At 66.4% G+C, this 25,399-nt stretch carries 27 protein-coding genes and 2 pseudogenes; 2 read left to right on the forward strand and 27 right to left on the reverse strand.

From position 1 onward, the window contains the following. The first annotated feature begins 5 nt into the window (after positions 1 to 5). The gene (locus tag N5C91_RS09540; RefSeq protein WP_003153642.1) at positions 6 to 2,630 is read left to right on the forward strand and encodes an AAA family ATPase; all 2,625 of its coding nucleotides are present in this window, start codon (positions 6 to 8) and stop codon (positions 2,628 to 2,630) included. 40 nt (positions 2,631 to 2,670) lie between these two features. Here the strand turns inward: N5C91_RS09540 and N5C91_RS09545 are convergent, their stop codons facing one another. The 24 genes and pseudogenes from N5C91_RS09545 to merT form a co-directional block, all read right to left on the reverse strand. Next, positions 2,671 to 3,420: a TIGR03747 family integrating conjugative element membrane protein gene (locus N5C91_RS09545; protein ID WP_003153644.1), complete on the reverse strand. Its 750-nt coding sequence runs from the start codon at positions 3,418 to 3,420 to the stop codon at positions 2,671 to 2,673. Then, a complete protein-coding gene (gene traD / locus N5C91_RS09550) occupies positions 3,417 to 5,606 on the reverse strand; it encodes a type IV conjugative transfer system coupling protein TraD (RefSeq protein ID WP_004350569.1) in 2,190 nt (729 codons plus the stop codon). Before traD ends, N5C91_RS09545 begins: the two co-directional genes overlap by 4 nt. A 4-nt stretch (positions 5,607 to 5,610) precedes the next feature. Then, positions 5,611 to 6,159, reverse strand: a complete 549-nt coding sequence (locus tag N5C91_RS09555; protein ID WP_003109779.1) for an integrating conjugative element protein — start codon at positions 6,157 to 6,159, stop codon at positions 5,611 to 5,613. Next, positions 6,156 to 6,746 (reverse strand): transglycosylase SLT domain-containing protein, encoded by a 591-nt coding sequence (locus N5C91_RS09560; protein WP_003109780.1) that lies wholly within the window; start codon positions 6,744 to 6,746, stop codon positions 6,156 to 6,158. The genes N5C91_RS09555 and N5C91_RS09560 overlap by 4 nt, the downstream gene beginning before the upstream one ends. Next, positions 6,728 to 7,465 carry a TIGR03759 family integrating conjugative element protein gene (locus tag N5C91_RS09565; protein WP_003098886.1) on the reverse strand — a complete coding sequence of 246 codons (738 nt, stop codon included), beginning with the start codon at positions 7,463 to 7,465 and terminating at the stop codon, positions 6,728 to 6,730. The genes N5C91_RS09560 and N5C91_RS09565 overlap by 19 nt, the downstream gene beginning before the upstream one ends. 12 nt (positions 7,466 to 7,477) lie before the next feature. Further along, entirely contained in the window at positions 7,478 to 8,122 is a 645-nt protein-coding gene (locus N5C91_RS09570) for a hypothetical protein (protein WP_003098888.1), read from the reverse strand. Beyond that, positions 8,119 to 8,718: a PilL N-terminal domain-containing protein gene (locus tag N5C91_RS09575; RefSeq protein ID WP_003098890.1), complete on the reverse strand. Its 600-nt coding sequence runs from the start codon at positions 8,716 to 8,718 to the stop codon at positions 8,119 to 8,121. The genes N5C91_RS09570 and N5C91_RS09575 overlap by 4 nt, the downstream gene beginning before the upstream one ends. Before the next feature lie 138 nt (positions 8,719 to 8,856). After that, the gene (locus N5C91_RS09580) at positions 8,857 to 11,136 is read right to left on the reverse strand and encodes a helicase-related protein (RefSeq protein ID WP_004350563.1); all 2,280 of its coding nucleotides are present in this window, start codon (positions 11,134 to 11,136) and stop codon (positions 8,857 to 8,859) included. Between the two features lie 136 nt (positions 11,137 to 11,272). Then, complete coding sequence (locus tag N5C91_RS09585) at positions 11,273 to 11,578, reverse strand: hypothetical protein (RefSeq protein WP_003116817.1); 306 nt, start codon at positions 11,576 to 11,578, stop codon at positions 11,273 to 11,275. Positions 11,579 to 11,667: 89 nt separating this feature from the next. Further along, entirely contained in the window at positions 11,668 to 11,988 is a 321-nt protein-coding gene (locus N5C91_RS09590) for a hypothetical protein (protein ID WP_003116818.1), read from the reverse strand. A 50-nt stretch (positions 11,989 to 12,038) separates the two neighbouring features. Then, on the reverse strand, positions 12,039 to 13,172 hold the full coding sequence (locus N5C91_RS09595; RefSeq protein WP_223224654.1) for a DUF6094 domain-containing protein: 1,134 nt from the start codon (positions 13,170 to 13,172) through the stop codon (positions 12,039 to 12,041). A 40-nt stretch (positions 13,173 to 13,212) separates the two neighbouring features. Further along, positions 13,213 to 13,860, reverse strand: a complete 648-nt coding sequence (locus N5C91_RS09600; protein WP_003116820.1) for a hypothetical protein — start codon at positions 13,858 to 13,860, stop codon at positions 13,213 to 13,215. A 76-nt stretch (positions 13,861 to 13,936) separates the two neighbouring features. Then, a complete protein-coding gene (locus N5C91_RS09605) occupies positions 13,937 to 14,197 on the reverse strand; it encodes a hypothetical protein (RefSeq protein WP_003090124.1) in 261 nt (86 codons plus the stop codon). Positions 14,198 to 14,213: 16 nt separating this feature from the next. Next, positions 14,214 to 14,621 carry a hypothetical protein gene (locus tag N5C91_RS09610; protein WP_003116821.1) on the reverse strand — a complete coding sequence of 136 codons (408 nt, stop codon included), beginning with the start codon at positions 14,619 to 14,621 and terminating at the stop codon, positions 14,214 to 14,216. Positions 14,622 to 14,725: 104 nt separating this feature from the next. Then, complete coding sequence (locus N5C91_RS09615; protein WP_003116822.1) at positions 14,726 to 15,067, reverse strand: hypothetical protein; 342 nt, start codon at positions 15,065 to 15,067, stop codon at positions 14,726 to 14,728. Positions 15,068 to 15,161: 94 nt separating this feature from the next. After that, positions 15,162 to 15,851 carry a DUF3275 family protein gene (locus tag N5C91_RS09620; RefSeq protein ID WP_003116823.1) on the reverse strand — a complete coding sequence of 230 codons (690 nt, stop codon included), beginning with the start codon at positions 15,849 to 15,851 and terminating at the stop codon, positions 15,162 to 15,164. A gap of 94 nt (positions 15,852 to 15,945) precedes the next feature. Beyond that, positions 15,946 to 16,773: a DUF932 domain-containing protein gene (locus tag N5C91_RS09625; RefSeq protein ID WP_003116824.1), complete on the reverse strand. Its 828-nt coding sequence runs from the start codon at positions 16,771 to 16,773 to the stop codon at positions 15,946 to 15,948. 145 nt (positions 16,774 to 16,918) lie between these two features. Next, entirely contained in the window at positions 16,919 to 17,824 is a 906-nt protein-coding gene (locus N5C91_RS09630) for a DUF3577 domain-containing protein (RefSeq protein ID WP_003116825.1), read from the reverse strand. Positions 17,825 to 18,134: 310 nt separating this feature from the next. After that, positions 18,135 to 18,585 (reverse strand): annotated as a pseudogene (locus N5C91_RS31880) (XF1762 family protein). A gap of 141 nt (positions 18,586 to 18,726) precedes the next feature. Further along, on the reverse strand, positions 18,727 to 19,011 hold the full coding sequence (locus tag N5C91_RS09640) for a DUF3085 domain-containing protein (protein ID WP_031629745.1): 285 nt from the start codon (positions 19,009 to 19,011) through the stop codon (positions 18,727 to 18,729). A 45-nt stretch (positions 19,012 to 19,056) separates the two neighbouring features. Beyond that, positions 19,057 to 20,048, reverse strand: a pseudogene (locus N5C91_RS09645) (Tn3 family transposase); the annotation flags it as partial. 24 nt (positions 20,049 to 20,072) lie between these two features. Then, on the reverse strand, positions 20,073 to 21,761 hold the full coding sequence (merA, locus tag N5C91_RS09650) for a mercury(II) reductase (protein ID WP_003098932.1): 1,689 nt from the start codon (positions 21,759 to 21,761) through the stop codon (positions 20,073 to 20,075). Positions 21,762 to 21,771: 10 nt separating this feature from the next. Next, positions 21,772 to 22,059: a mercury resistance system periplasmic binding protein MerP gene (gene merP, locus N5C91_RS09655; protein ID WP_003116826.1), complete on the reverse strand. Its 288-nt coding sequence runs from the start codon at positions 22,057 to 22,059 to the stop codon at positions 21,772 to 21,774. Between the two features lie 12 nt (positions 22,060 to 22,071). Next, on the reverse strand, positions 22,072 to 22,422 hold the full coding sequence (gene merT, locus N5C91_RS09660; RefSeq protein ID WP_003116827.1) for a mercuric ion transporter MerT: 351 nt from the start codon (positions 22,420 to 22,422) through the stop codon (positions 22,072 to 22,074). A 71-nt stretch (positions 22,423 to 22,493) separates the two neighbouring features. Between merT and merR the strand changes: the two genes are divergently transcribed. Then, positions 22,494 to 22,901, forward strand: a complete 408-nt coding sequence (gene merR, locus N5C91_RS09665; RefSeq protein ID WP_003098939.1) for an Hg(II)-responsive transcriptional regulator — start codon at positions 22,494 to 22,496, stop codon at positions 22,899 to 22,901. A 261-nt stretch (positions 22,902 to 23,162) separates the two neighbouring features. On the opposite strand, the gene N5C91_RS09670 is transcribed toward merR, so the two are convergent. The 3 genes from N5C91_RS09670 to N5C91_RS09680 all read right to left on the reverse strand — a co-directional run bounded on the left by N5C91_RS09670 (position 23,163) and on the right by N5C91_RS09680 (position 25,389). Next, on the reverse strand, positions 23,163 to 23,987 hold the full coding sequence (locus N5C91_RS09670; protein WP_003098941.1) for a hypothetical protein: 825 nt from the start codon (positions 23,985 to 23,987) through the stop codon (positions 23,163 to 23,165). 288 nt (positions 23,988 to 24,275) lie between these two features. After that, positions 24,276 to 24,554 (reverse strand): hypothetical protein, encoded by a 279-nt coding sequence (locus N5C91_RS09675; RefSeq protein ID WP_003116828.1) that lies wholly within the window; start codon positions 24,552 to 24,554, stop codon positions 24,276 to 24,278. A 97-nt stretch (positions 24,555 to 24,651) separates the two neighbouring features. Then, entirely contained in the window at positions 24,652 to 25,389 is a 738-nt protein-coding gene (locus N5C91_RS09680) for a hypothetical protein (protein ID WP_003116829.1), read from the reverse strand. Between the last annotated feature and the right edge of the window lie 10 nt (positions 25,390 to 25,399).

Here is a 25,399-nt window from a genome sequence, read left to right on the forward strand (position 1 = left end):
GCGCTGTGGCAAGCATACGTTCGGAGTACCACCGGTTCCTGGCGCACTTGGCGCAGCGGCACGTGCACGACGACGTGCGCCGGCTGGCGCACCTGGTGCTCGATCACCTGCAGCCACTGGCCGAGGTCGGTGCTGCACGCCGGGGGCGCTCCACGCGCTTGGCGCCGCTGGCCATCGCGCATCTGGCGCAGATGCCTGTCGCCTACGACGGGGACGCGCGCGGCCCCGAAAACGGGCCGGCGCTCGGGCGACTGCACCAGCTCGAAGTCGGGCCGTTTCGAGGATTCATGCGGCAGGAGACGTTCGACCTCAGCCATGACATCACCTTGGTCTACGGTGCCAACGGCACCGGCAAGAGCAGCTTCTGCGAAGCCTTGGAAGTGGCGATGCTCGGTTCGATCAGCGAAGCGCAGGCCAAGCGGGTCGACCAGCGGACGTACTGCAACAACGCTCGCCTGCGCCGCCACGTCGCGCCAGTCCTGTCGTCTACGGCGGCGGGCGAAGCGCAGGCCGTCCAGCCCGACGAAGCTGAGTATCGCTTCTGCTTCATCGAGAAGAACCGCCTCGACGATTTCGCCCGAATCGCCGCGCGGACCCCGAGCGATCAGCGCCAGCTCATCGCCACCCTGTTCGGCGTGGACCAGTTCAGCGAGTTCGTGCGCGGCTTCAACCCCTCGCTCGATCAGGACCTGATGCTTGCCGGCGTGCAGGCGGCGCAGCTGGCGCAGCGTCGCCTGCGGTTGGCGAACTCCGAACAGACCATCGCCGCCTACCCGCAGAAGATCGCAGCGGTCGAGGGCCTGGAACAAGCTTTGGCGCAGCGCATGTCACCTGGCGCGACCTATCAAGCCTGCGTGGACTGGCTGCTGGGTACGCCGCAGCAGCAAGGACGGCTACCGTATGTCCAGGCTCAGCTGGACGCCAACCCGCCTGCCATTCACGAGGTGACCCAGGCCCGCCTGCAAGCGTTGCTGGCAGAGGCCTACCGCGTCCAGGGACTGTGGCAAGCGTCTTCCGCGCAACTCGCGGCCCGCGCGGGCGAGGTGTCGTACGCGAAGCTCTACGAGGCCGTGCAAGCGTTGGCGGACGGGGCGACCGCGTGTCCGGCATGTGGAACCGGACTGGCCGCTGTGGCACAGGACCCGTTCGCCAGGGCGCGAATGGGCCTGGAGCAGCTCGCGCAACTGGCCGTCCTGCAGCAGCAAGAGGCCGGGCATCGGACGCAGTTGAGCGAGGCGGTCCGAGCGCTGTGGGACGAAATGCGCCGCGTGGTGGCGGCGGCTGGGGTCGCTTGTCCTGCCGAATCGCAGGCCGCGGGCCTGCCACTGCTGCCTCCCACGTCGGCGGGCAATTGGCTCGGCGGCTGGGTGAATGGGGACCAGCGCGCCTGGCAAGCCCTCTTACGGATCGCACAGATCATCGAAGGCTTCGACGCGCAGGCGCGCGACGTGCATGCCCAGCGCGGCGCGATGGCCCAGGAGCGGGACCGCCTGCAACAGCATCAGCTGGAGATCGAACGGCTGCGGACCATGCGCACGACTGCGGATCAGGAGCTGGCGGCCGCCCGCCAAACCGTGGCCCAATTCGACGACGCGAACCGCGGCCTGATCCAGGCGGCCACGGACGAAATGCCGGTGGTGGTGCACCATCAGCGGGTCAAGGCCGCCTACGACGGCTTCCTACCCGAGATTCAGGCATACCTGACCGCTCTGCCGGGGGTTCTGCTACAGGGGCTGGGAGACCAAGCCCGCCATCTCTACAACGCATTCAACCGGGCCGATCCGCCCGGCGATCTGCTGCACGCGCTGTGGTTGCCCGTGGCCGAGAACGGCAAGATCGAGGTGGAGTTCGCCGGCGAGCCGGGCGTGCGCTACGACGCGTTGATCGTCTTCAGCGAAGGGCACATCAAATGCTTGGGTCTGGCGATTCTGCTTGCCAAGAACCTCGCGCAGGGCTGCCCCGTGGTCATCTTCGATGACGTCGTCAATGCGATAGACGACGACCATCGCGATGGCATCTGGCGTACCTTCTTCGAGGACGGTTTGCTCCACGGCAAGCAGGTTATCCTCACCTCGCACGCAGAGGAGTTCCTGCACCGCATCCAGCAGGAGTTGGGCGTGCGCCGCGCCGCGGCCATCAAGCGCTACAAGTTTCTCCCGCATCAGGGAGAGCACGAACTGCGGGTCGACAGCGACCCGCCAGCGAAGAACTATGTTCTTCTGGCCCAGCAGGCGTTGGCGGCTGACGAGAAACGCGAGGCACTGCGCCAGGCCCGGCCGGCGCTGGAGAGTCTGACGGACCGCCTGTGGACGTGGCTGGGTCGGCGGGCGGACGGCCGGATCGACATCAAGCTGAGCGGGCCCCGCGCGCCTTGGGAGCTGAACAATAAATGCACCAAGTTGCGGTCGGCCGTCGAGCGTATCGCGGCGCAACATGCGGGTGCGCCGGATGCCGTAGGGGCGTTGGTCAGGCTGCTCAATGTCAGCGGTACGAGTATTGAATGGGGTTACCTCAATAGCGGTGTGCACGACGCTCAGCGCGATCATGAGTTCGATCGGGCGACGGTAAGAACGGTCGTCGAGGCGGTTACGGCGTTGGATGCTGCTCTTGATACCCTGCAGAACCGATGAACGGCACACGGCTTTGCAGAGCAGTGCCGCCCGTGTCACCTCATAAGTACTTCTTGAAGCTGCCTGCGGTCAGGCTGACTGCCATCCCCAGCAACGCCGCGCTGGGCAGCAGGATGACCAGAGGATGCACCGCTATGGGCAGTGCGAGATAGGTGACCCAAGGCAGCACGGCCAACGGCATCAGGCTGGCCTTCGCGCGGTGGTAGATGAAGCCGGATTCGCGGCCCGCGCCGAACCGGCGCACATCCCGTCGCACCAGGCCGTCGATCAGGCCGACGAATGCTGCAGTGAGGATCAGCGGCAGCGTGAGTACCAGGACCAGCAGGCGCACCAGGAAGGTGAGCGTCGTGAAGGCCGCAGCGATCAGGTAGCTTTCGGCCCAGACATAGACTTGGCTGATGTAGTAGCGGAAGTTGCGGCTCTGCCCGTGGCTGGCCGCGCGGGCGCGCTCGGCGGTCTGGCTCATGCGCTCCAGCAACCCCGAGCGCACGAACACCCACTCGTACCCGGTATCCACCAGCTCGTGCGCCGTGCGCCCGGGCTCCTGCACCACCACGCTGCGCGTGAAGTGGTTGGACAGGTGCCCGAGTTCGTACTGCAGCATCTGCTGGGAGTGGCGCCAGCCCTGGTCCTTCCAGAACAGGTGCATGCCGACGCACTCCACCACGATCGAGAACAGCAGCGAGCCGATGAGCACCCCGAGCAGCCGGAACGGCAAGGTGATGGTGCCGACGATCAGCCCCTGGCGCTGGTTCTGCTCCCGCTGCGCGGTCGAGGCGGCATCCTTCATGGTGCGGCCTCGCCGGTGCTGTCGTCGGCGCCGGTGGCCACCGCGTCAGGCTCGGCTGGAGCGGCGTCATCCAGCAGGTCGTCGGGCAAGGCTGCATGCGGCAAGGCTGCGGAACTGGTGAACTCCCACCACTGCGTGGCCTCGCTGTAGCTCTGGCGCATATACCCGGCCAGTTGCTGCAAGTCCGTCGGCATCACTTCATCGGGGTCTGGCGCCGGAAGCGGCATGCGCACCTTCCAAAGCTGGCCGCCCTGCAGCAGCGCGAAGCATTGGCCCTTGGGCAGACCGACGACGTGTGACGGCTCGATCATCGGCACGCTGGCCATGCTGATGCGGTCCTGGGTGTTCGACGTGAAGTCCGTCGCGCCGCGGATGTCTGAGCTGTCCGTCGCGCCCGAGACGATGGTGGTCGTATAGACCTCGACCTTCGGCAACTGCCTCGTCAGCAGTTCCGCGGTGGCCGTCTCGCGCACGCGCAACATGAATAAATTGTTGAAATTCCCGATCACTTGGCCGGCCTTCGCGCGGTTGCCGATGCGGGCCTCGATGTCCGAAAGCGTTTGCGTGTAGGCGGTGACTTGCAGGCCCGCGCCACCGCCCTTGTTGATGAGCGGAATGAACTCGTCACCCATCAATTCATTGAACTCGTCCGCATGCACGTTGATCGGCACGCGCGCACCAGCCGATGCGCCCGGCAGGCCATCGTCGATTCCGTGCTTGTAGATGTGCCCAGCCACCGAGACGAGATCGCTGAACATCGAGTTGCCGACCGCTGCGGCGACCTCCGCATCGGACAGCGCGTCCAAGCCGACATAGACGACGGCGCGCTTCCTGATCACCTGCATCCAGTCGAAGATCGGGCGCGGGTCGGCCAGGTCGGAGTAGTTCGGCGCCAGGAGCTGGGCGATCTTGCCGCTCGTGAGCTTTTCCAGCAGCGGCAGCAGCGATGCAACGATCTTGTCGAAGTAGGTCTTGTCGTAGCGCACCGCCGAGCGCAGGCCATCGAGCACAGGGTCGTAGTTGCGCGCCTGGGAGAGGTATTGCTCCAGCGCCACCACACGCTTCTCGCGCCCGATCATGTTCCTTGGGATGTTCTTCTCGTTGAGCTTGGCCTCGATCTGGACGATCACCTCCCAGGCCTTGGGCTCCGTCTTGGCAAAGTAGTGCTGGGCGTACTCAATGAACAGCGCGTCGATGTTGATGACGTGGCGCTGGATCAGCATGTAGTCCGGGCGCTGCCCCAGTTCCACCAGGGCGCGGGCGATGATGTTCACGAAGCGCCATGCGAACTCGCGGAACGCCGCGCTGTTGCCTTCGCCGGAGAGCTGCCCCGCGATGCGTGTCGCCACTTCCGAGATCCGACCGAAGCGGCCCACGGCGTTGTAGCGGGCGCTGATTTCCGGCCAGCCCAAGTGGAAGATGTAGAACTCGCCTTCGCGGCCAGCGCGCTGGGCTTCGACGTACATCCGTTTCAAGAGATCGGCATCCCCCTTGGGGTCGATGACGATGACGACCTCATGCTCGCCGGCAGCATTCCTGCGACGGATGTCCTGCGTGACGAACAACTCGGCCAGGCGCGTCTTGCCCACCCGCGTGGTGCCCAGCACCAGCGAGTGCCCGACGCGCTCGCCCAGCGGCAGGCTGACGTCCACTTCGTCGGGCTCGATGCCGTGCAGCCTTGGCAGGCCGCCGACAGGCGGCAACGGGCGCACGGGGTTGAAAGGCGCGTCCCAGCCGGTGAGCTTCGGCAGGCGCGAGAGCGGCAATGGCGCGAACTCCAGCCGTTCCTCCAGGCGCCTGGTCAGCCGGTAGGCCGGCGTCGGCTCGACGTAGCGGCGGAACTCGGGCCGGTACGTCTGCATCAGCCGATGCGTGTGCTTCTGCTCCCAGAGAAAGCCGCGCCCCACGAATAGGCGCTGCTGGCTGACCGGCACGTCCTTGCTGGTCATCACGTAACGCGGCAGACGGCGGATGTTGCGCCGGTAGCGCAGGATGATGCGGGCATCGCGGTAGCGGATCGCGCCGTAGGCGCCGAACGCCAAGGCGCTGCCGATGCCCATGGCCGGGCTCAGCGCGAGCGACCATGGGGCCACCAGGCACAGAAACGCGGCGCCTGCACACGCCGCGACGGTGTATAGCTCCACCGCTGGGCGTAGCAGAACCTCGACCGGCTGTTTGCCCGACATGGCTTCATTGCTCGATGCCGGTGGCCGTGATCAGCGCCGGGTAGTGCCGCAGGCCCAGGCGATCGGCCAGGTCGTCGCCGGCCACGGGCGCGAGCGGCACGCCCGGCACCAGGGCGCGCAGCCGCGCCAGGCCCTGCGCGGTCTCGACGTTGACGACCAGGCCGACCGCGCCACGTTCGCGCAAAGCGGCGGCGCGGCGCTGCAACCAGGCCCGGGAAGCCTCGTCGTCGCCGATGACCACGAACGGCCGCAGGCCGGGCGCTTCGATCACCCGTCGCGCGACGGTGCCGGGCGTGAGCTTGGCGCTGCGCACCGGCAGCATCGCGGCTTCGTCCGCCCGTGTGGCAGGAACCTGGGGCGTCGGGATGGACGGCCGCGCCGGTGCGTTGGCGCGCGGCTGGAGATTCAGGGCTTCGTAGTACGGCAATGCCGACGTGCCGCCACGGTCCTCGACAACGATCAGTGGCTCGCCGGCACGCGAGGCCAGCGGCAGGCCTGACAGCAGCATGAGTAGGCCCGTGAACGCGAGATGGGCGGGATGGGGTTTCGTCATGGGGAGGTCTCCTGGCGCGCCGCGAGGACCGCGGCGGCTGGTCGCGTGCCCTGCACGCGGGCAAGGTGGCGCGACACGCTGCGCCGATAGCGGGCGGCGGGCTCGCCGCCTGCGGGGCGGTGGTAGCGGCCGATCGCCAGCAGCCAGTCCTCGCCGGGGGTGTGCTGCTCCTTCAGGATCTCGGCGGCAACGGCCAGGTTGCGATACGGATCCAGCAGGTCGCACGCGCCGGTAAAGCGGTGCTTGTGGTAGCCGAGGTTGATCTGGCCCAGGCCCGCATCAATGCGCGTGTGCGGCGTGGCGCGCATCGCCTGCTGCAGGCCAGCGCAGGCGTCGGCGCGCGTGGCGAAGCGGCGCGACTGGCCGGCGACGTTGAGGGACCACGGCCACGGCACCAGGCGCCCGTTGCGCCGGATGCCGCTCTCCTGCAAGGCCACGGCGTAGAGCACGGTCGAGGGGATGCCTGCGCGCTGGGCGGCAAGCTGGTAAGCCGGTGGCGGAACCTCCTGGGCCAGGGCGGCAACGGCATACAGGCCGGCAGTGAGCACCAGTGCGCGCAGGGGCATGGCTACGGCTGGCGCTGCCATTGGCCGTTCACTTCGCGCACGGCGGCGGGCAGATCGCCGGGCAGGCCCAGTGACAGCCAGCGGCCGCCGTCGTGGTTGAGCGTGATGCTGCCGGCGCGCACGCGCGCCGGGTCGATCTGCGCGCGCTTGGCCCAGTCGCGGATGCGCGCGTCATCCTGGCGGCTGCCCACCATGTACAGGTCGAACTCCGCGCCCGAGGATTGCAGGCGCTGCACGAGCTGTCCGCAGGCTGCGCAGCCGTCCTTGACGAACACCGCCATGCGGCCGCTGCCGCGCAAGGGACTGCTGGATGGGCCGGCGCCCGGCTTGTCGTCGGGCAGGTTCACGCGCTGCATCCCCGGATTCAGGCGCTGCCAGGCCTCGTCGTAGGCGCGCTGGTAGGCGAGCAGCTTCTCGACGCGGCGCGCTTCCACCTGCACCTGCAGTTCCGCATAGCGGCGCCGTTCTTCGTCCGTGCGAGCTTCGATGCCCAGGGCGGACAGCGGGTCCAGGTTGGGCGAGTAGATACCCAGCGGCCCATCCATCAGCTCGCGGTAGCGTGCCCATTCTTGTGGCTGCAAGCCCCATTCGGTTGCCACCCGGTCGTCCAGCACGCGGGCGGCCAGCGGGCGCTCCTGGCTCTGTGCGTTGCGCGCCGAGGTCGTTGCGGGCTGCTGCGCCCAGGCGGGCCATTGCGACGACGCCACCAGGACCGCGAAAAGGAGGATCGACGGCTTCATGGGGTGCTCCGGTCAGGGAATCGCCACGCGGCGGGTCTGGTTGCCGGCCTGGAACACTGCGGTGTTGCCCTCGATCGCCTGCAGGCGCCACGGGCCGACCGCATCCCCGGGCAGCAGCACCTGAAGTTGGGCGGGCGTGAAGTCCCCGATGCTCGGCGCGACGGACACGCTGCGCTGGCCGGCGCGCAGTTCGGCGCCGACGACGCGGAATGGCAGCGGCGGCAGCTCGGTCTTGGAGGCGGCGGACGTGCGCGATGCGCGCCGCTGGGCGGGTGCGGTGGCACGCGCGGCGGCTTGGCGCGCCTTGATCTGCTCGACCTCCGCGCGCAGCGCCTGGAGGTCGTCGGCCGCTGCGTAGCCACTGAGAGATTTCTCGACCTGGGCCGCGCGTGCTTCCAGAATCTGGCGGGTGTCTTTGAGGTCAGCGTCCGTCGCGACGGCCGGGCGCTGCTGGATGGCCTCGATCGTCTCGGCCAAGCCAGTTGCCTGCGCTTCCAGGCGTTGCAGGCGGGAATCCAGCCGCTCCTGGTCGGCCTGGTCGCTGAGGGCCTGGTAGCCCAGGGCCGCCAAGACGCTGAGGAAGATCAACCAGAGCCACATCAGGCTCTGCACCACCACGGCGGCGGTCGATCGCTGGGCAGGTTGCGGGGCGTTCATGGCTGGCCTCCCGAAACCATGGGTGCCAGCGGGAACGTCTGCACCGCCTCGGTGGCGGGTGGCTCGGATGGGGACTCGGCGACCGCGCGATCGCCGGGCCGCTCGAAGCAGATTTGCCGTGCGCGGTCATCCGCGTGCAGTTCCCAGGCCGGGCCAGCCAGCGTGAGCAGCGCATCGCGCAAGGTCATGGGGCCGAGGTGCAGGTGTACCGCCGGCAACGGCAGCGCGTACAGCTCGATCACGGCATGCGCGGTCTGGCACAGGCCATAGCCGCTGCGTTTGAGCACGTGCCGAAGCCCATCCCCGACCGTGGCGCGGGCATCCTCGGGCATGGACACGTCGATGGTCTGCAACAACAGGTCGCGCTGCGCCGCCATGGGTGCCAGTTCGACCAGTGTGTAGCGGGCGTAGCGCACGACCGGGATGTACTCGGAAGCCTCGGGTTCAGGCGCGGCCAAGACTTCCGCGATGGTGTCGGGCGCGACCGGCGCAGTCGTCGTCGCGCAGCCACCGGCCAGCACCGACCACAGCAGGCCGAGAAATCCCGCCAGAAGGCGGCGTTCGGGATAGTGAAACCACGGTGGAGAGGGGCACATAGCTCGGCGTCCTGAAACATCCAGCCCTCACCATCGCCGCTCAGGCCGCGAGCGGCAGCAAACAATGCGAACCAGGCAGCGTCCGATTTACCGGGAGCGGCAAAAAAAACGGCCCCGAAGGGCCGTAAGTGGAACGTGTCATGCGGCGACAAGCTGCCGGGCCAGTGCGACCTCGACGGAATCACCGTCCTGGTTCAGGACATCGAGCCCGGATTCGGGCACGTCGCCCGAGGTGGACTGCGAGACCATGATCTTCTTGGCCATCAGCTCCAGGCAGGTCATCTGCGAGGAACCGGCGTAGCCGAGGTAGATCACACGCACGGGCTGCTTCTGCCCGATGCGCCAGGAGCGGCGTGCCGCCTGCTGGAGCGAGTACACGTTGTAGCCCGACTGCATGAACACGATCGTCGGGAACTCCAACAGGTCCAGCCCCGTCTTGACCAACTCGGGGTTGGTGATGAGCACGTCGATGCCACGGTCCAGTTGCTCGGCGATCCAGTCTTCGCGGCGGCTGGCATCCACGCTCGCGCGCAGCACCGCCACCTTGAAGCCTTCCTGCTCCAGCAACACCTTCAGGCGCGACGTGGTGTCGCGCGTGCCGGTATAGACCGTGTAGGCCAGGACCTTGCGGCCCTGCGCCTTCTCCTCTTTGCAGATGTCGATCAGCTCACGCTCCTTGGGGCTGATCTCGAACTCGTTGAACTGAGCCGGGACAAACGCCAAGGTGTTGCGCGTGCGCGGATGCACCACGGTCTCCGACCGGAAGCAGCAATCCGGCCAGGCCAGCAGCACGTTGAGGACCACACCCAGCAAGGTCGTATCGCGTCGCGCCAGAGCCTGTTTCAGCTCCGCGGTCAGCCGACCCGCCAGATCGCGGTAGGCCGCGGCTTGCGCCGTGTCCATCGCGACTTCACGGAACTCCTCGTCATACGGCGGCAGGACGTTGCCACCGATGTCCTTGAGCTTGAGAAAGATCGTGAACGGCAGGATGCAGCGCAGCACGCCCTTGGGGCCAAACCCCGGGGCCTTGACCGTGCGCACCGATACCTTGGTGCCCTTGGCCGTCTTGTGCGCCGTGCCGGTGCTCTCGGAGTAGATGTCCTTCAACACCCCGTGATCGCGCATGAACGCCATCGCAGCCGAGGTCATGCTGCCGCTCGTGGTCGGGCGGTAGCCGTCTTCGATCATCCGCCCCGGAAGGGCTCGGAACAGCAGGTGGAACAGGTCGTCCCCGTAGCCGCCCATCAACGTGCCGGTCAGCAGCAAGGTCTTGCGAGCCTTCGCCGCCAGCACGCCCATGGCCTGGCCCTGGGCACTGCCCCCGTTCTTGTACTCATGTGCCTCATCGGCGATGAGCAGGTCGAACGTGCCTTGCGGCAGGTAGCGTTTGATGAACTCGGACGGCTGATAGCCGCCCTCGCCAAAGCCGAACTCCATGTTGGCCATCGCACGTTCCATGCGCGTGGCCTGACGGTCGGAAAACACCAGCTCGCCGTTGCCATCCATGAGGTTGATGAACTCATGGATGTTGTCGCCGAGCATCGACGCCAGGAACCCGTCACCGAACTTTTGCATCAGCTTCTGCGCGGTGACCTCTCCGATGGTCGGTATGCGCTTTAAGGCTTTGAGCACGGCCGAGGACTGGTCGCTGCCGGACAGACTGCGCGGGCGGATCAGTGTCCACAGGGGCGCGGCGCAGTGGCCGCACTTCCTGCGGCACTCCTCGGCTTGGAGCGCGATCGGGTTGACCGGCTCGCCGTCGAGGTCGGTGATGACCGTGCCGCAGTCCGGGCAGGCCGCCACGTCGCCGTGGCGGGTGCGCCGCGTGGTGAAGACAGGCTTCCAGTGAAAGCCCATCCGCATCCTGACGCGCCCCAGGACGAAGAACTCCTGGCCCGTGGGCTGCACGCCCAACTGCTCGCGCAGCTTGATGAGCTTGACGAGCGTATCCGGCCCGTTGAGTACCCACACCTTGGCACCGGCCACCGTCTCCTGGATCTCGCGCCGCCACTTGTAAACCAGGTGGGGCGGCGACAGCACCAGAGTGCGGCGATAGCCTTCGGCGTTGAGCACGGCGGCCGTGGCAATGCCGACGGTCGTCTTGCCGCAGCCCATCTCGCCATTGACGATCGCAGCACGTTCGCCACGGTCGATCAGCAGCTCGGCGGCGGCGTGGACGACTTCGGCCTGGGCTGGGAACAGCTTGCGCTTGAGGCTGGCGACCACCAGTTGCCGGTGCGCCTGCGGTTGGCCGGTATAGACCGGCGGATTAGCGCTGTTGAGGGCGTCGAGTAGTTCGTCGCCGAACTCGCCGACAAAATCCTGAAGGCTCAGGGTCAGAGGGGAAGATTCCGCGTCGAGCAGTTCGCCCTGTACGGGCGCGGATTCAGCGGCAGTGGTTTCGAGATCGAGGGACATGGTGATGCTCCAAAGAAAAATGGGGCATGCACCACCCCCAGCGGGGCAATGGCATGCCCCGTGGTGGGAAGAGAATCGACGCGTGGCTGAGGGTGGTTGAAGGTGCTGGCCTGGGCGGCCCGCAGGTGAACCGTGCTCAGTCTTCGGACGGAAGCACGATGACGGTTGCGCAGCGCTGCGAATCGGTGACGATGCGAATGGCGAGCCCCGGATGGATCACGTAGTGCGATTCCAGCGACGCGCCCGATTGAAGCGCGCTGCTGTTCGTCTGCCATTGCTGGATGTTGACGTCGCCCCAGTCGCCACGGGTGTGGCGCCTGAAGTACGGGATCGGGTCCAGGCGACCCGCGCGGACCAGGCGGTCTACACCTCTGCTGAAGATGAGCGCCCCGATGGGGAACGCCAGCCGCTGGCAGTAGGTTTCGATGCGATGCGATGCCATGGGCTCCTCCTTGATGAGTCATTGAGCCACGACACCCCTGCCGGAGTGAAGTGGCTCCGTCAGGTGGATGAGGATGACGATGTGGGGCCTCAGATCAGGTCCCGCTCTTCGGGAAGCTGGACCACCGTGGTCTGGTGGTCCTCGCTGGTCTTGACGATCAGCGCCAGGTCCGGCGTGATCCTGAACTGCGAGATCATTAGGTTGTCCTGTTGGATCGCCACGTCGTTGGCTTGGCGTGTGGCCTCATCGATCTCGCCCCAGTCCCCGCGCACATGGCGCTGGACATAGGCCAAGGGGTCGATCAGGCCTCGCCGGGCCAGCCAATGCACCTTCTCGCTCAACTTCAACGTACTCGGTGCGAACAACGGTTGCTTGTGCGGCGCAGGCCGCTTGAACGGATTGGGGATCATGGTGTTTCTCCTTCGAGTTGGTACAGCAGGACGGCAGCGCGTCCGGTGGATCAGCGAATGGTCAACACCTCGCCCCGTGTCGCGGAGCCAGGTGTCATGTCCCACGCGCGGATGACGGGAACGAACTTGTCGGTGAGGATGCGGGTCTCGGCGATGGAGCCGTCTTCGCGTTCGGTGAACTCCCGCTGGAGCGTCTTGTCCTTGTGGGTGTCACCTTTGACGACGAGCACGCGCCCGGTCTTGGAGCGCACAACCCCCGAGATCGCACCCGCGGCCAGAGCCAGGGCGAGATGCCAGCGGGACAAGGCCCGCGCCGGTGGACGCAGCGATTGCTGCGCAGCCCCCAGGTGCGTGTCCTGCGATGGCCACAAGCCTTGCAGCCTGCCAACCTCATCGGCGAACTGCTCGGGCTCCATCGTCACGCGGAAGAAATGCTCTGGCTCGGCCGGGCTGGCGGGGACGATGTACGGCAGGAACGGCCACTCGCTCGGCAGTTCCTCGGCTTCGACTTCGCCTTGCCCTACCTGCAACAGCAGATTGCGCACGGCCTTGACGCCATCGGGCACCTGCTCGCGCTGGCGCACCCGGCGTCCGAAGATCACCACCTGCTTGAACTGCGTCTCCACCGCTCGGTAGATGCGCAGGTCCGTGTAGTGGCGCGTCAGCCAGCCGACCAACTCCGCGTCGAGCACGTAGCCGGGGACGATGAAAACCAGCACGCCGCCGTATTGCAGCAGCGAGAGCGTGCGCTGGTAGAACAGCTTTTCAAGGCGGGCACGGCCCTGGCCCTGATAGCCGATGTTGCCGTTGACGTCCTTGGACAGGTCCCCATACGGCGGGTTGAGCCAGAGCAGCCCGAAGGACTGCTTGGAGACCATCGTGTCCATCAGGTCCGCGTGCAGGCAGTGATCGACCAGGCCGCGGGCATGGCGCGCCCGCTCCGCGTCGAACTCGACGGCGAACGCCTTTGCCTGCTCGCGCCCGAGGGCATGGGCGGCTTCGGCGATCGCCACGCCTTCGCCGGCGCAGGGATCGAGGATGCACATCGGCCCGTCGCTGGGCATCAGTGCGTTGAGCGCTCTTTCGAGCGTGGGTTCGTCGGTCGGGAAATATCCGTTCTTGACGAAATTGCGGGCGAGCCGCGGGAACATGAGGGCCATGGAAGTCTCCTGGTTGGCGGGGATGAAACACGGAAGTACGCCAAGGCGTGCCTCCGAGGGTGGGTCAAGCCGCTACCGCTTCCGGCGTCCAAATCTTGGCCGGATACGGATAGGCGGTGAGCGCGTCGCTGCGGATCAGGGAGCCGAGCGCCAGGGTCAGCGCCGGCACGTCGATGGCGAGCCGATGGCCTTCCAGCGGCCCGAGGGCGAACGGAAGGCGGGCCAGCATCTCGCGGGTTTGCAGCAGTTCCAGCACGGTCTCGCGCCAGTGATCGAGCAGCGGCAACGGGCAGGTGTCCCGCACCAGCATCCACAGGCGGTCAAGCCTGTGGGCGCTGTCGCGTGGCAGCAGTGCCAATGCGCTGGCGTTGGCCTTGTCGGGCTTGACGCAGCGCCGGTCGAACAGCCACACGTTGGACAGCGAGCCGAACAGCGTCCGCCGGTACGCGCGCGTGATGCGCTTTTCCAGGCGATCGACGTTGCCGATGAATACCGGGACGCTGCCGCCCTGGTCGGTGATGACGTGGAACTGGTCCAGTCCCTGCTCGTCGCGCCCGAGGGTCAGGCGAGCGAGGAACTGCTGGACGGCGGTGTCCCGCGCCCAGATGGACAGGAAGATCAGGTTGCCCTGGTCATCGCCGACGCAGGCGTCGGCCATCACGTCCGGGCATTCGTCGATGCGGTACAGCGTGGAAGAAGTGTTTGCGGGCATGGTGGTGTCCTCGGATGAACGGGAACAGCACCGCCCGCTGGGGCAAGTACTGCCCCAGGGGGTGGAAGAAAACCGCTCAGTCCGGCTCGAACTGCCGGGTGTGCGGGTTGAAGTGAAGCGGCTCGTCCGCCGAAGTGATCGGCGTGAAGCCTTCCAGGTAGATGTTGTTGAGGTACTGGTCGCGGTAGGTCAGTGCCTGCCGTGCCTGGTCCTCGGTGAGGCCGTTGTCGATGAAGTACGCCAGCATTTCCTCGTCGGAGGACACTTCGTCGTTGGACAAACTCCCTTCAACGAGTGCCAGCAACGAGGGCGGAAGCGTTGCCAGGATCGGGTCCATGTCGGTTCCTCCTGGCTCAGGCCATCGACGCCGCGGCGGATGCCGCGGATGCCGTGGGTGTGCGCCGCCGGGCGTGGTAGGCGCGAACGCCTGCACGCCAGTCGGCGGACTGCTCCGGTGCGAGGTCCAGATAGGACAGCGGGCACGTGTAGTAGTACGGGTGCATGGACTCGTCCAAGGACTTGTAGCCCCACTGGCCGCCGCTTCGTTCAAGCAGATCGCAGCGGATGTAGCGCAGGGACTGGCCCGGTGCGAGATCACGATGCACGCCTTCGACCTTGGCGGTCACTTCGGCGACGGACCACAGCACGTTGCCGCGCAGGGTGTGAGCGATGACCTTGACGCTGGCGCGCTCGGTCTCTTGCGGTGCGATCAGTTCCGCGATCAGTTCGGACCGCGATTGGTTTGAGAAATACCAGCCCATGAGAGGCCTCCTCGAAAAGTTGAGCTGAAGGCCTCCCCGTGGGGAAGAACCCCCAGCGGGTGATGGAATGCCGCATCTGCGGCGAAGGAACCTATGCGTCGCCCTCAATCCCAGTCGTCATCGTCTCGATCACAACCGGCCGGGCAGTAGCCGAACTCGATCCCGTGCGAGCAATAGCCATGCTCCGCATTCCAGTCCTGGGTTTCCTGCCGTTCGGCAGGTGTTGCGTAGTCCCATTCCTGGGCCGCGATTTCGAGAGCCTGAGCACGTTGCTCATCCGGCAAACGATTGGCCTGTGCGTCGATCGCCGAACTGAAGAGCGTCACGTAGTGGTCGTAGGACAAGCCGCAACCGCGCTGGGCGTGTGCGGCGGCCGCTTTGCAAAGGTCCCGCCACGCGGGTTCATCCAGCGTTGAACGCGGGGTATCGCAAGCGATGGTGGACATGATGGAGACCTCCAGAAAATGGCCAGGGCCTCCCCCGCATGGGAAAGGAACCCCGGCGGGTGGATGAAGAACACCGCGCATGCGGCGTCTGCGATCACGCAGGTTTTGGTTCGGCCTGGCGGCTCCACTCCTGCGTCTTGAAGTCCAGCGCGTAGCCCAGCTCGCCCAGGCGGGCGATCTGCGCGCGCAGGGTGCGGCGGTCGATGGTCGAATCCAGTTTCACGGACTCGCCCAGCGGCCACAGCAGGCCGAAGAGCGCGGCGTCACCGTCTTCGGTGCTGCCGGGGGCAGCGGCCGTAGCAGGCGGTGGCGCATCCACGCCGAAGGGCGTGGTATCGACCAGCGGGTCCGCGGACGCCTGCACGGGTGCGGGCTTGGCGGGCCTGGACGCTTTGGTGGGCTTGGCCGGCGTTGCCGCAGGCTGCGCCCCTTGCTCTTCATCGAGCGGATCGACGTCCTGGGTGGCGAAGCTGCGGGCTTCGTCGCGGCTGAGTTTGTCGATGCCGTTGAGCGTCATGCCGTCGAGGCTGGCACGGATCTCGAACCGCATGCCGCCGCCGACCGGATAGGACTTCGGGAAGATGTACCTGATGATGAATTCCCCGTCGTACTTGCCTTCGGGGTACTGCTCCAGCTCCGGGTCTTTGACCTCGAAAGTACCGAGGTGCGTCGCGAGGCGGCCAACCGTGAACGGGCCGTTCTTGCCGCGGATGGTACGCAGCGTGAGCTGGCCGGGGACGACGATGGGCGCAACAGATTTCTCGGAAGCCGATGGGGTTGCCATGATGGTTCTCCTGATGATGAATGACGGGCCGCCGACGGCACCCGGTGGATGAGAGGAAATGGCCTCGCCCGAGGTGGGCGAGGTCCGCGTGGCATCACGCCTTGAGCTGGCGCATGCCTTCGGCCAGCAGCCACAACGCCCGGTTCAGGCGCAGGTTCTGGTCGATGCCTTGCACCGGACGGGTGCGCTGATTGCGGCCGTTGGCCGTGCGTCCGTTCAGGCCCCCTTTGACTAGGTTCTCCTGGACGCGGTTGAAGACGGCCCACAGGTCGTTCTTGCGGTCGTCCCATCGCCGAGGGGCCAGCAGTTGGCTCTCGGTGACAGGCGTGGACTTGGCCGGATCGTCGTACTTGAGTGCGAGCGCAGAGTTCGCAAAGACCTCCGCTTCGCCCTCATCGAGGGTGATGGTGCGCATCGCATCGCGCGCGTTATGCACGCGCTCGAAACCTTCGAGGACTCCGTAGGCACCTTCGATCACCTGGCTGGCCACGTCGCCCTTGTGGGGAACGCGGATGTCTGCGGTGGTGTCACCGCAAACCAGGCCGTTGTGGCAGACGAACCGGAACATGCCGGCGAGCATCTGATAGCTGCTCGTGCCGTCATGGCTGTTGAGCAGGATGATCTCGTTCGCCTCGTCGCCGTTGATCTGGCTTGCATGGCGAAGTCGGATGAGGTGCTTCGTGTACTCGCGCCGGTCTTCGTTGCGCACGCGCGTCTGACACACCATGAAGGGCTCGAAGCCCTCCTGGCGCAGCTTGGTCAGCACGGTCGAGGTCGGTATGTAGGCATACCGATCGGACCGGCTCCCATGTGGAGCGTCGGCGAAGATCGACGGAACGACGGCACGAATGCGGTCGTCCGAGAGTGGGCGATCAGAGCGCAGGATCGGGGATTGCGGAGCAAAGCGGGATACCAGAGACATGGCTGATCTCCTTTGAGAAATTCGACAACCGCGTGGCCGTGAGACCACGCGGAACTCGGGGGATGAAATGCGCAAGCACGCGTCCTGGGGACGCGGCGTACGTGGGGAGGAAAAGCGACAAGGCCCCGTGAGAGGCCGTGCCGGATCAGAACGAAGCAGCCAATGCCGGCTCCTGCTCCTGGACTTGCGCCTCGGGCTCGCGCTCGGCGGGCTCGGTGGCCGTGTCGATGGCATCGTCGGCTTCGGACGCGGATGCGTCTTCGGCCGGCGGCGCCTCGGCTTGCGCCTGGCTCGTCGGATAGACCTGGGTGCCGTCGATCTTGATGAGACCGATGTGGACCAGCGTCGATTCCAGGCTGGCGGCCGGTTCCCCGGCGTGCTCACCCTTGGTGCGGATGTACGGATCGATCTTCATGTCGTTCAGACGGAAGGCGATCAGCACCTTGCGGTCACCCTCGACGGCCTGAACGCACCGGCGAACCAGGTGCTCGGCTTCCGGGGTGGCGACGATGGTGTCGAAGTACCGATACTCCGGTTCATCGACAGGCCCGGCCAGTGCCGCGACGGTGCAAGAGAGGAACGAGTCGCCAGCTTTTGGGGTGACGTCCTTCACACGATTGAGATAGCCGATGCCGCGGGTGATCAACTCGTGCTGCTCGATCGAAGCCAGTTCGGCCCGGTCGATCAGTTCGGCCTTGAGCAGTCGCGCCTTGAGGGACGCGGCGGCCTGACCCTTCTGCTCACCCTTGTCGCGGATGTACACATCGCCCCACAGGTCACCGAGGCGAAAGCGCACCAGCGGGCGCTGCTTGGGATCGTCAACGCCGATGTAGCGCTGAACGAGCTTCTTGGCCTCGGCACCCGAGACCTTGACGTCGAAGTAGCGGTAGCTGGGGTCCCGGGCGGGGCCGACCAGCGCGGCGATGGTGCATGCCAGGAAAGGCTGCGCACGGCGGCCGCCCCGGACGGGCACTTCACGGACACGCTGGATGTAGCCGATGCCCGAGGTGTGGAGGTCGAAATACGATTTCTCGTTGGACGTGGTGTTCATGGTGAATCTCCATTGGGATGAAGCGGAGACACACCGGCCCACGCATGCGGGGAAGGTGCGTGACCCCGCGGTGGGTTGATAAGGCGAAAGCATCCGCCACCAGAGGCTGGTGGCCGCTCGCGGAAGGATGCGGTGCGAGCTGGCTCGGTCACGCAGTGGGAACTGCGCCGCAACCTCGAAGACCGATGGTTGCCTGGCATGTCGCTGACGACGTCAGCAGGCATGGGGCCAGCATGGCGGGGCCTCGCGCGCGCGGCAGCAATCAATCGGCACCCGGGCGCTTCCCTTTGTCCGCGCCACCCGGCGCCTGTCACAGGCACTTGGCGCCGCGCAGGTGCTCGGGGGTATCGGCGCGCGGACGGCCGGGACGGCTCCAGGCGCCGCCACCGCGCGCGCCGATCAGCCGCCAGCCGGCGGCGCGCAGGCTGGCGCCACCTTCGTCGGGCATGGTGTAGGTGAGCAGGCGTATGTAGCCCAGCGCCCTTGCCGCCTGCCAGGCCGCGCCGTAGAGCTTGCTGCAGGCGCTGGGTGTGCCGTCGGTGCACAGCCGCGTGACTTCCAGCGTCCAGGTGCCGCGCGACCGGGCGGCCGACAATGGCCACGCCGTGGATCAGGTCGCTGTCGCTCAGCGTGACGGCCAGGGCGAACTTCGCGCCCTGGACCGGGCGGTGGTGGCGATGGTGCGACAGAACGAATGCATTGGCCGTGCGCAGCGACACCGGTAGGAGGTGCAGCCTCGGCGAGGTCGATGGCGTGTTCATGCGGTTGTCTCCGGTGGCATGCCGGCGTTGTGGCCGGCGGGGCGTGCCTCGGCGGCTGGAGACAAACGCGCACGCGCGGCGATGGCGGCGGTGCGAACAAAAGAAGGCCCCCGATGCGGGGGCTGCGAGGCGGTTGCCGCGTCAGGCGGGAGGCACCACTGCTAAGGACAGGTGCGTGGCGGTGGCGGAAAGCACGAGATCGTCCGCCGAGTGCTGGAGGCGCGTGAACAGGCCGTCCTTCGGGTCGAAATACTCCGCGAAGTCATCGCCGCCCAGCTCGCGGCCGGCGAGGTGCCACCAGTCATCGAACGGGTCGGTGTCCGGGTTGCATCCGACGGCGTAGGCGAGCAGTGCCTGGCGCCCATCCGGGCGACGCTCCCCACGCTCGGCGAGGAAGTACACGCCCTGATCCTTGACCAGGACAATGCGGCACTGATTGGGGACGTCTCAGAAAACGGAAAAAATCGTACGCTAAGCCGGTTGCAGCGGTCGTAGCGGCCTGAACTTGCCCGCGCCGATCTTGGCGCTGCTGCGCCAGAGGTAATCGCCGGTCAGGTTGATGTGCTCCCAGCCCAGCGGCGACAGGTACTGCAACAGGGCGTCATCGACAGTCTGGCCGTGACCGCGTAAGGCGTTTGAGGCCCGTTCCAGATAGACCGTGTTCCACAACACTATGGCCGCCGTCACCAGGTTGAGGCCGCTGGCCCGGTAGCGCTGCTGCTCGAAACTGCGGTCGCGGATTTCGCCCAGCCGGTTGAAGAACACGGCGCGGGCTAGCGCGTTGCGGGCTTCGCCCTTGTTCAGTCCGGCATGCACGCGGCGGCGCAGCTCGACGCTTTGCAGCCAGTCCAGGATGAACAGCGTTCGCTCGATGCGGCCCAGCTCGCGCAGCGCCACGGCCAGGCCGTTCTGGCGCGGGTAGCTGCCGAGTTTCCTGAGCATCAGCGAGGCCGTCACCGTGCCCTGCTTGATCGAGGTGGCCAGCCGCACCTTGGCGTTGATCGCCTTGCCGGACGCCTGGAACTGCTGCTGATGCTTGTGCTTGGCAGCGTTGAACAGCTTGCCCAGGATGCGGTCGTGCAGGTCGATGATTTCGTCGGTGACGGTGGCCATGCCCTCGATGGCGAGCGCACCAGGGTCGCGTAGCGGCGCTGTGCCTCGAACTTGGCCAGATCGGCGGGCGTCATCTGGCCGCCTTCGCGGGCGATCTTGAGCAGGCGGTTCTGGTGCACCGACCGCTCGATGCCGGAAGGCAGGTCGAGCGCCTGCCAGGCTTTGAGGCGCTCGATGTGTTCGAGTATGTGGCGCGAGTTCGGCTTGACGGGCGACTGGCGCAGCCAGGCCAGCCAGGTCGTCTTGCCGTTGTCGTGGCGCTTGAGCAGATCGTCGAGGCGGTGCCGGTGGGTGGCCGACAGGGGATCGGACAAGGCCGCGTAGATGCGGCGGTTGGCGCGGCTGTAGGCGTTCATCGAACACCTCCCTTTTCCTCATCCGGCGCAACAGGACAGTTGCTTCACGTCCTTGTTGAAGGTCTGCGCCGCGAGCTTCAGTCCCTCGACCATGGTCAGGTAGGGGAACAACTGGTCGGCCAGCTCCTGCACGGTCATCCGGTGGCGGATCGCCAGCGCGGCCGTCTGGATCAGTTCGCCCGCTTCCGGCGCGACCGCCTGTACGCCGATCAGCCGCCCTGAGCCAGCTTCCGCCACCAGCTTGATGAAGCCGCGCGTGTCGAAGTTGGCGAGCGCCCTCGGCACGTTGTCGAGCGTCAGCAGCCGGCTGTCGGTCTCGATGCCGTCGTGGTGCGCTTCCGCCTCGCTGTAGCCCACGGTCGCCACCTGCGGATCGGTGAACACCACCGCCGGCATCGCCGTCAGGTCCAGCGCCGCGTCGCCGCCGGTCATGTTGATCGCGGCGCGCGTGCCGGCCGCCGCCGCCACATAGACGAACTGCGGCTGGTCGGTGCAGTCGCCGGCAGCAAAGATGTGCGGTGCGCTCGTGCGCATGGCGCGGTCGATGACGATGGCTCCCTGCGCATTGACTTCGACGCCTGCCGCTTCAAGGTTCAGGCTGCGCGTGTTCGGCGCGCGACCGGTGGCGACCAGCAGCTTGTCGGCGCGCACTTCCCCCTGCCCGGTGGTGAGCACGAATTCCCCGCCCGCATAGGCAACGTGGCTCGCCTGGGTGTGGTCCAGCACCTCGATGCCCTCGGCGCGGAAGGCGTCTGTTACGGCTTCCCCGATGGCCGGGTCTTCTCGGAAGAACAGCGTGCTGCGCGCCAGGATCGTGACCTGGCTGCCCAGCCGGGCGAAGGCTTGCGCCAACTCGACCGCCACCACGGAGGAACCAATCACGGCCAGCCGCTCGGGGAGCGAGCTGCTTTCCAGCGCCTCGGTGGAGGTCCAGTGGGGTGTGTCCGCAAGGCCCGGGATTGGCGGAAGCGCCGGGCTCGCGCCGGTGGCAATCAGGCAGCGGTCGAAGTTCACCTCGTGCGTGCCGCCGTCAGCGGTCGCCACGGTCAGCGTGCGCGTGTCCCTGAACCGGGCCTCGCCGCGCAGCACGGTGATGGCCGGAGTGCTTGCCAGGATGCCTTCGTACTTGGCATGGCGCAGCTCCTCGACGCGGCCTTGTTGCTGGGCCAGCAGCCGCTCGCGCAGTACAGCGGGCGCTGCGGCCGGCAGGCCAGCATCGAACGGGCTTTCGCGGCGCAGGTGGACGATGTGCGCGGCGCGGATCATGATCTTGGACGGCACGCAGCCGACATTGACGCAGGTGCCGCCGATGGTGCCGCGCTCGATCAGCGTGACGCGGGCGCCTTGCTCCACGGCCTTCAAGGCAGCCGCCATCGCCGCGCCGCCGCTGCCTATCACAGCCACGTGCAGCGCTTGTTCACCGCCAACATGCTTCGTTTCGCCACCGAGCCAGCCCAGCGCCTTGTCTAGCAGGCCGGCAGGCTTGTTCGGCGTGTCGGTAAGCCGTGCGCGATAGCCGAGCGTGGCCACTGCGGCAACCAGCGGGGCCACGCTCACGCCTGCATCCGCCTCGATTTCGGCCTGCCGCTGCGGATAGGACACCGAGGCCGCGCGCACGCCGGGCACGTTCGTCAAAGCCTGCTGGACGTGCTCGGCGCACGACGTGCAGGTCATGCCTTCGATGTGGAGGGTGATCGCCTCGGCCATGATTACGCCCTCACTGCTTGACGCTGGACGGGTAACCCGCGTTTGCGGTGGCCTTGGTCAAGGCGTCGGCATTGGTCTTGGCCTCGTCGAAGGTGACGACGGCCTCCCGCTTCTCGAAGCTGACTTCGGCCTTCTCGACGCCGGCGACCTTGGACAGAGCCGTCTTGACCGTGATCGGGCACGCGGCGCAGGTCATGCCGGGCACCGACAGGGTGACGGTCTTGGTGGCAGCCCAGGCGGGCGCGCTTAGAGCGGCGGCCAGGGCGATGAGGGTGGTGAGGGTGGTGAGTTTCTTCATGGTGATCTCCTTTCAGTAGAACAGCGGCAGGACGTAGGGAAACGCGAGGGCAACCAGAACCAGGGCGGCCACGATCCAGAAGATCACCTTGTAGGCAGTCCGCACTTGGGGCACGGCGCAAACGTCGCCGGGCTTGCAGGCATGGGCTGGTCGGAAGATGCTGCGCCAGGCGAAGAACAGCGCGATGAGCGCTGCGCCGATGAAGATCGGCCGATACGGCTCCAGCACGGTCAGGTTGCCGATCCACGCGCCAGAGAAGCCGAGCGCGACCAGGACAAGGGGGCCGAGGCAGCAGGCCGAGGCGAGGACGGCCGCGACGCCGCCGGTCGCCAGTGCGCCGCAGCCGTTCTTGGGTTCCGACATAAGGTTCTCCTTCCGGGACTTCGCTTGATGCTGTAACGTTACTTCCGTAGTCAACTACGGAGTCAAGCGCCATGGAGAACGCTCAAGAGAATCTGACCATCGGGGCCTTCGCCAAGGCAGCCCGGGTCAACGTGGAGACGATCCGCTTCTATCAGCTCAAGGGCTTGCTACCCCAGCCGGAGCGGCCCTACGGTCGCATCCGCCGCTACGGGCAGGCGGACGTGGCGCGGGTGAAGTTCGTGAAGTCAGCCCAGCGCCTGGGATTCAGCCTGGATGAAGTCGGCCAGCTCCTGAAACTGGAGGACGGCACCCATTGCAGCGAGGCGGCCGAACTGGCTGCTCACCGGCTGGCCGATGTGCGCGCACGCATGGCGGACCTCACGCGGATGGAAGAGGCCCTGTCGACGCTAGTGAGAGAGTGCAACGCGCACCATGGCAATGTTTCCTGCCCGTTGATCGCAGCTTTGCATTGCTGCTAAAGGGCCCACTTCGGCTCTTAGCGTACGATTTTTTTCCGTTTTCTGAGACGACCCCTGATTGGCGATGGCTTCGGTCAGCACGGGGCGCAGGTCAGCGCCTTTGAATCGCAGTGACATGGATGAAATCTCCTGTGTGGAAGAATGAGAAAGGCCTCCATCCGATGGGATGAAGGGCCTGTAGTGCACGCGGCCGGAACGGCTGGAACGCCGTGGCGGATGCCTCGGGTCAGCCGCAGGACCGCCCGGTTTCGCTGCGGGGCGTCATGCCGGGACGGCCTGGCGCTTGCGGGCCGCTTTCGCGTCGAGGATGCTCACGTCGATCTGGCGCCAGCGCCCGTCGTCGATGAGCCTCTCCAGCACTTCGCCGAGCATGTCGAAATACACCTCGTCGTGCCGATCGACCAGTTCGACCGATTCACCGTTCTGACGGTGCAGTTCCACCACGTAGGTGTCTCCGCCGCGGTCGTAGAGGATCGTCACCCGGCCCTCGAACTTCGCGGTCGAGACCGTGAAGCTGATCGCCGGCGGGGTCTCGATGATCTTGGAGGGCGTGGGATCGACCCAGGTGAAGTCGCGGGCACCGGCATCCACCAGCATGTGGGTGATGCGCCGGAAGCGATCGGGGGCCGGCATCTCCTCCAACTGCTCGATGAGCTGGCCCAACTCCATGCACTGCGGCGTGGGAATGGGCAGCTTGGCCGGCGCCGAGCCGAGGATGTGCCTCGTGATGGTGTACGGCGTGCCGTCCGAAGTCTCCTCGGTGATGACCTCCGGCGTGTCCGCGCGCAGTCCGTCGAAGCGACGACGGGCATAGGGTTGGACATGCACCTTGGCGCCTTCGGCAGGAACCGTGGTCACCAGGCTGGGATCGAGCACCGCGAACTCGGAAGGCTTGAGCTTGACGACGATGGCATCGTCGGTCGCGGCGACCACCTTGCCGTCGAAGGGTTGGGGGTCGATGGCGAAGCCCAGCGTTGAGGACAGCGGCTGATCATCGAACACGCGGTACTTGAACGACCGCACGTTGCGGGGCACATGGCCTGCGACCAGCGAAGGCATCATGGATTTGATGAGGGAACGATCCATGGGGAAACTCCTTGAGGAAAAACAAGGGATTCCCCGCCCGCAAGGGAGAGGTCCCTTGTGGGTGGCGTGGATGGACGCGGTAGGTCCGTAGGAAGAAACGACCAGCACGGTTTCCCGCGCTTGCAGCCTCGAAGGTCTCGACTGCCTGGGCATGTGCCGGCAACGCCGACGAACATGGGGCAAGCATGGCCCTGGGGCGGTCTGCCTGCCCGCAGGAAACGGCACCGCACCACAACCGTTTTCCTGTGCTGCGGGCAAGAAAAAGCCCCTCGAAAGGGGCTGGAGGAATCAGGCTTGGTACACGAAGTAGTGCTCGCGCTGACGCGGAAAGAACACGTGTTTCCACGTGTCGCCGCTTGTGTTGCCACCGTCGAAGACGACCATTTCGTAGTCGTCCACGTCGGTGTCCACCAGGTCGGCGCTGGCGATATGGCGCATGTGCAGCGTGCCGCTCATGCGCTCGAATACCAGGATCTGGCCGATGGCATCTTCCTGGCTCATGGCGTTGACGCAGGCTCCGAGTTGGTGCTCGAAGTCGGATGCGGGTGTGATGAGGTCGGGGAACATGGGATCGCTCCTGTGAAAGTGCGCCGGCCCGGCTCTCTGGCGGGAGACCGGGCCGGCATGCGGTGAGGACAAGGAAGGCCGGGGATGTGTGTGGCAGCTATTCGCCGGCCAGCGATAGGCCCGGCAACACGGGTGCGTCGGCATCGAGGATGAGGATGCGCACGTCGGCCTGGCCGGCCAGTTCAAGGATCTGTGCCAGCTCGTCCGGCATGCCCTTGCTGCGGTGCTCCTGCCGAAGCTGCTCGGCGGCGATCCCCTCGACGTCCTGCAGGTGCTGGTCCGTCCAGGGCGTGGAGATCAGCTTGACGCCGATCGCCGGGCTGTAGGGAATCCGGAACGCGATGAACAAAAAGGCCTCCGGCGTCGCGAGGTCAGCCAGGTTGGCCAGGTACTGGCCGGTTTCGCGGCTGATGTGCGCGCTGCTGATTTCCCAGCACCGGCTGTAGTAGCCGGTCTCGAAGCTCAACCGCTGCACGACTTCCCGTGCGGCCTCGGCCGAATAGGTGTCGCCAATGTGGACGGGGCGGCCGTCGAAGTCGTCGCCGTGGATCGCGTACACCACGGCACCCACCATGCCTTCGCCGCTGCCCCCTTCAGCCGCGTCGCATTCGGCGATCAGTGCGGCGCCGACAGGTTCGGTGCCAGTCCTGACCACCGCGAAGTCGCTGGTGATGATGCAAGGAGAAGAAACCAGCGCCGCGTCGCAGAGGTGCTGCTGGCTCGGGTGGATGTTTCGCCAAACATGCGGGCTTCCGTCCTCGTAGCTGATGGACAGCGTGCGGACGATTTTCAGATTCCAGTAGCCGCGTAGAAAGGGATTGGGATTCTGGGACATGGGATTTCTC

The organism is Pseudomonas sp. GD03903 (assembly GCF_029840045.1).
Taxonomy (GTDB): domain Bacteria; phylum Pseudomonadota; class Gammaproteobacteria; order Pseudomonadales; family Pseudomonadaceae; genus Pseudomonas; species Pseudomonas pseudonitroreducens.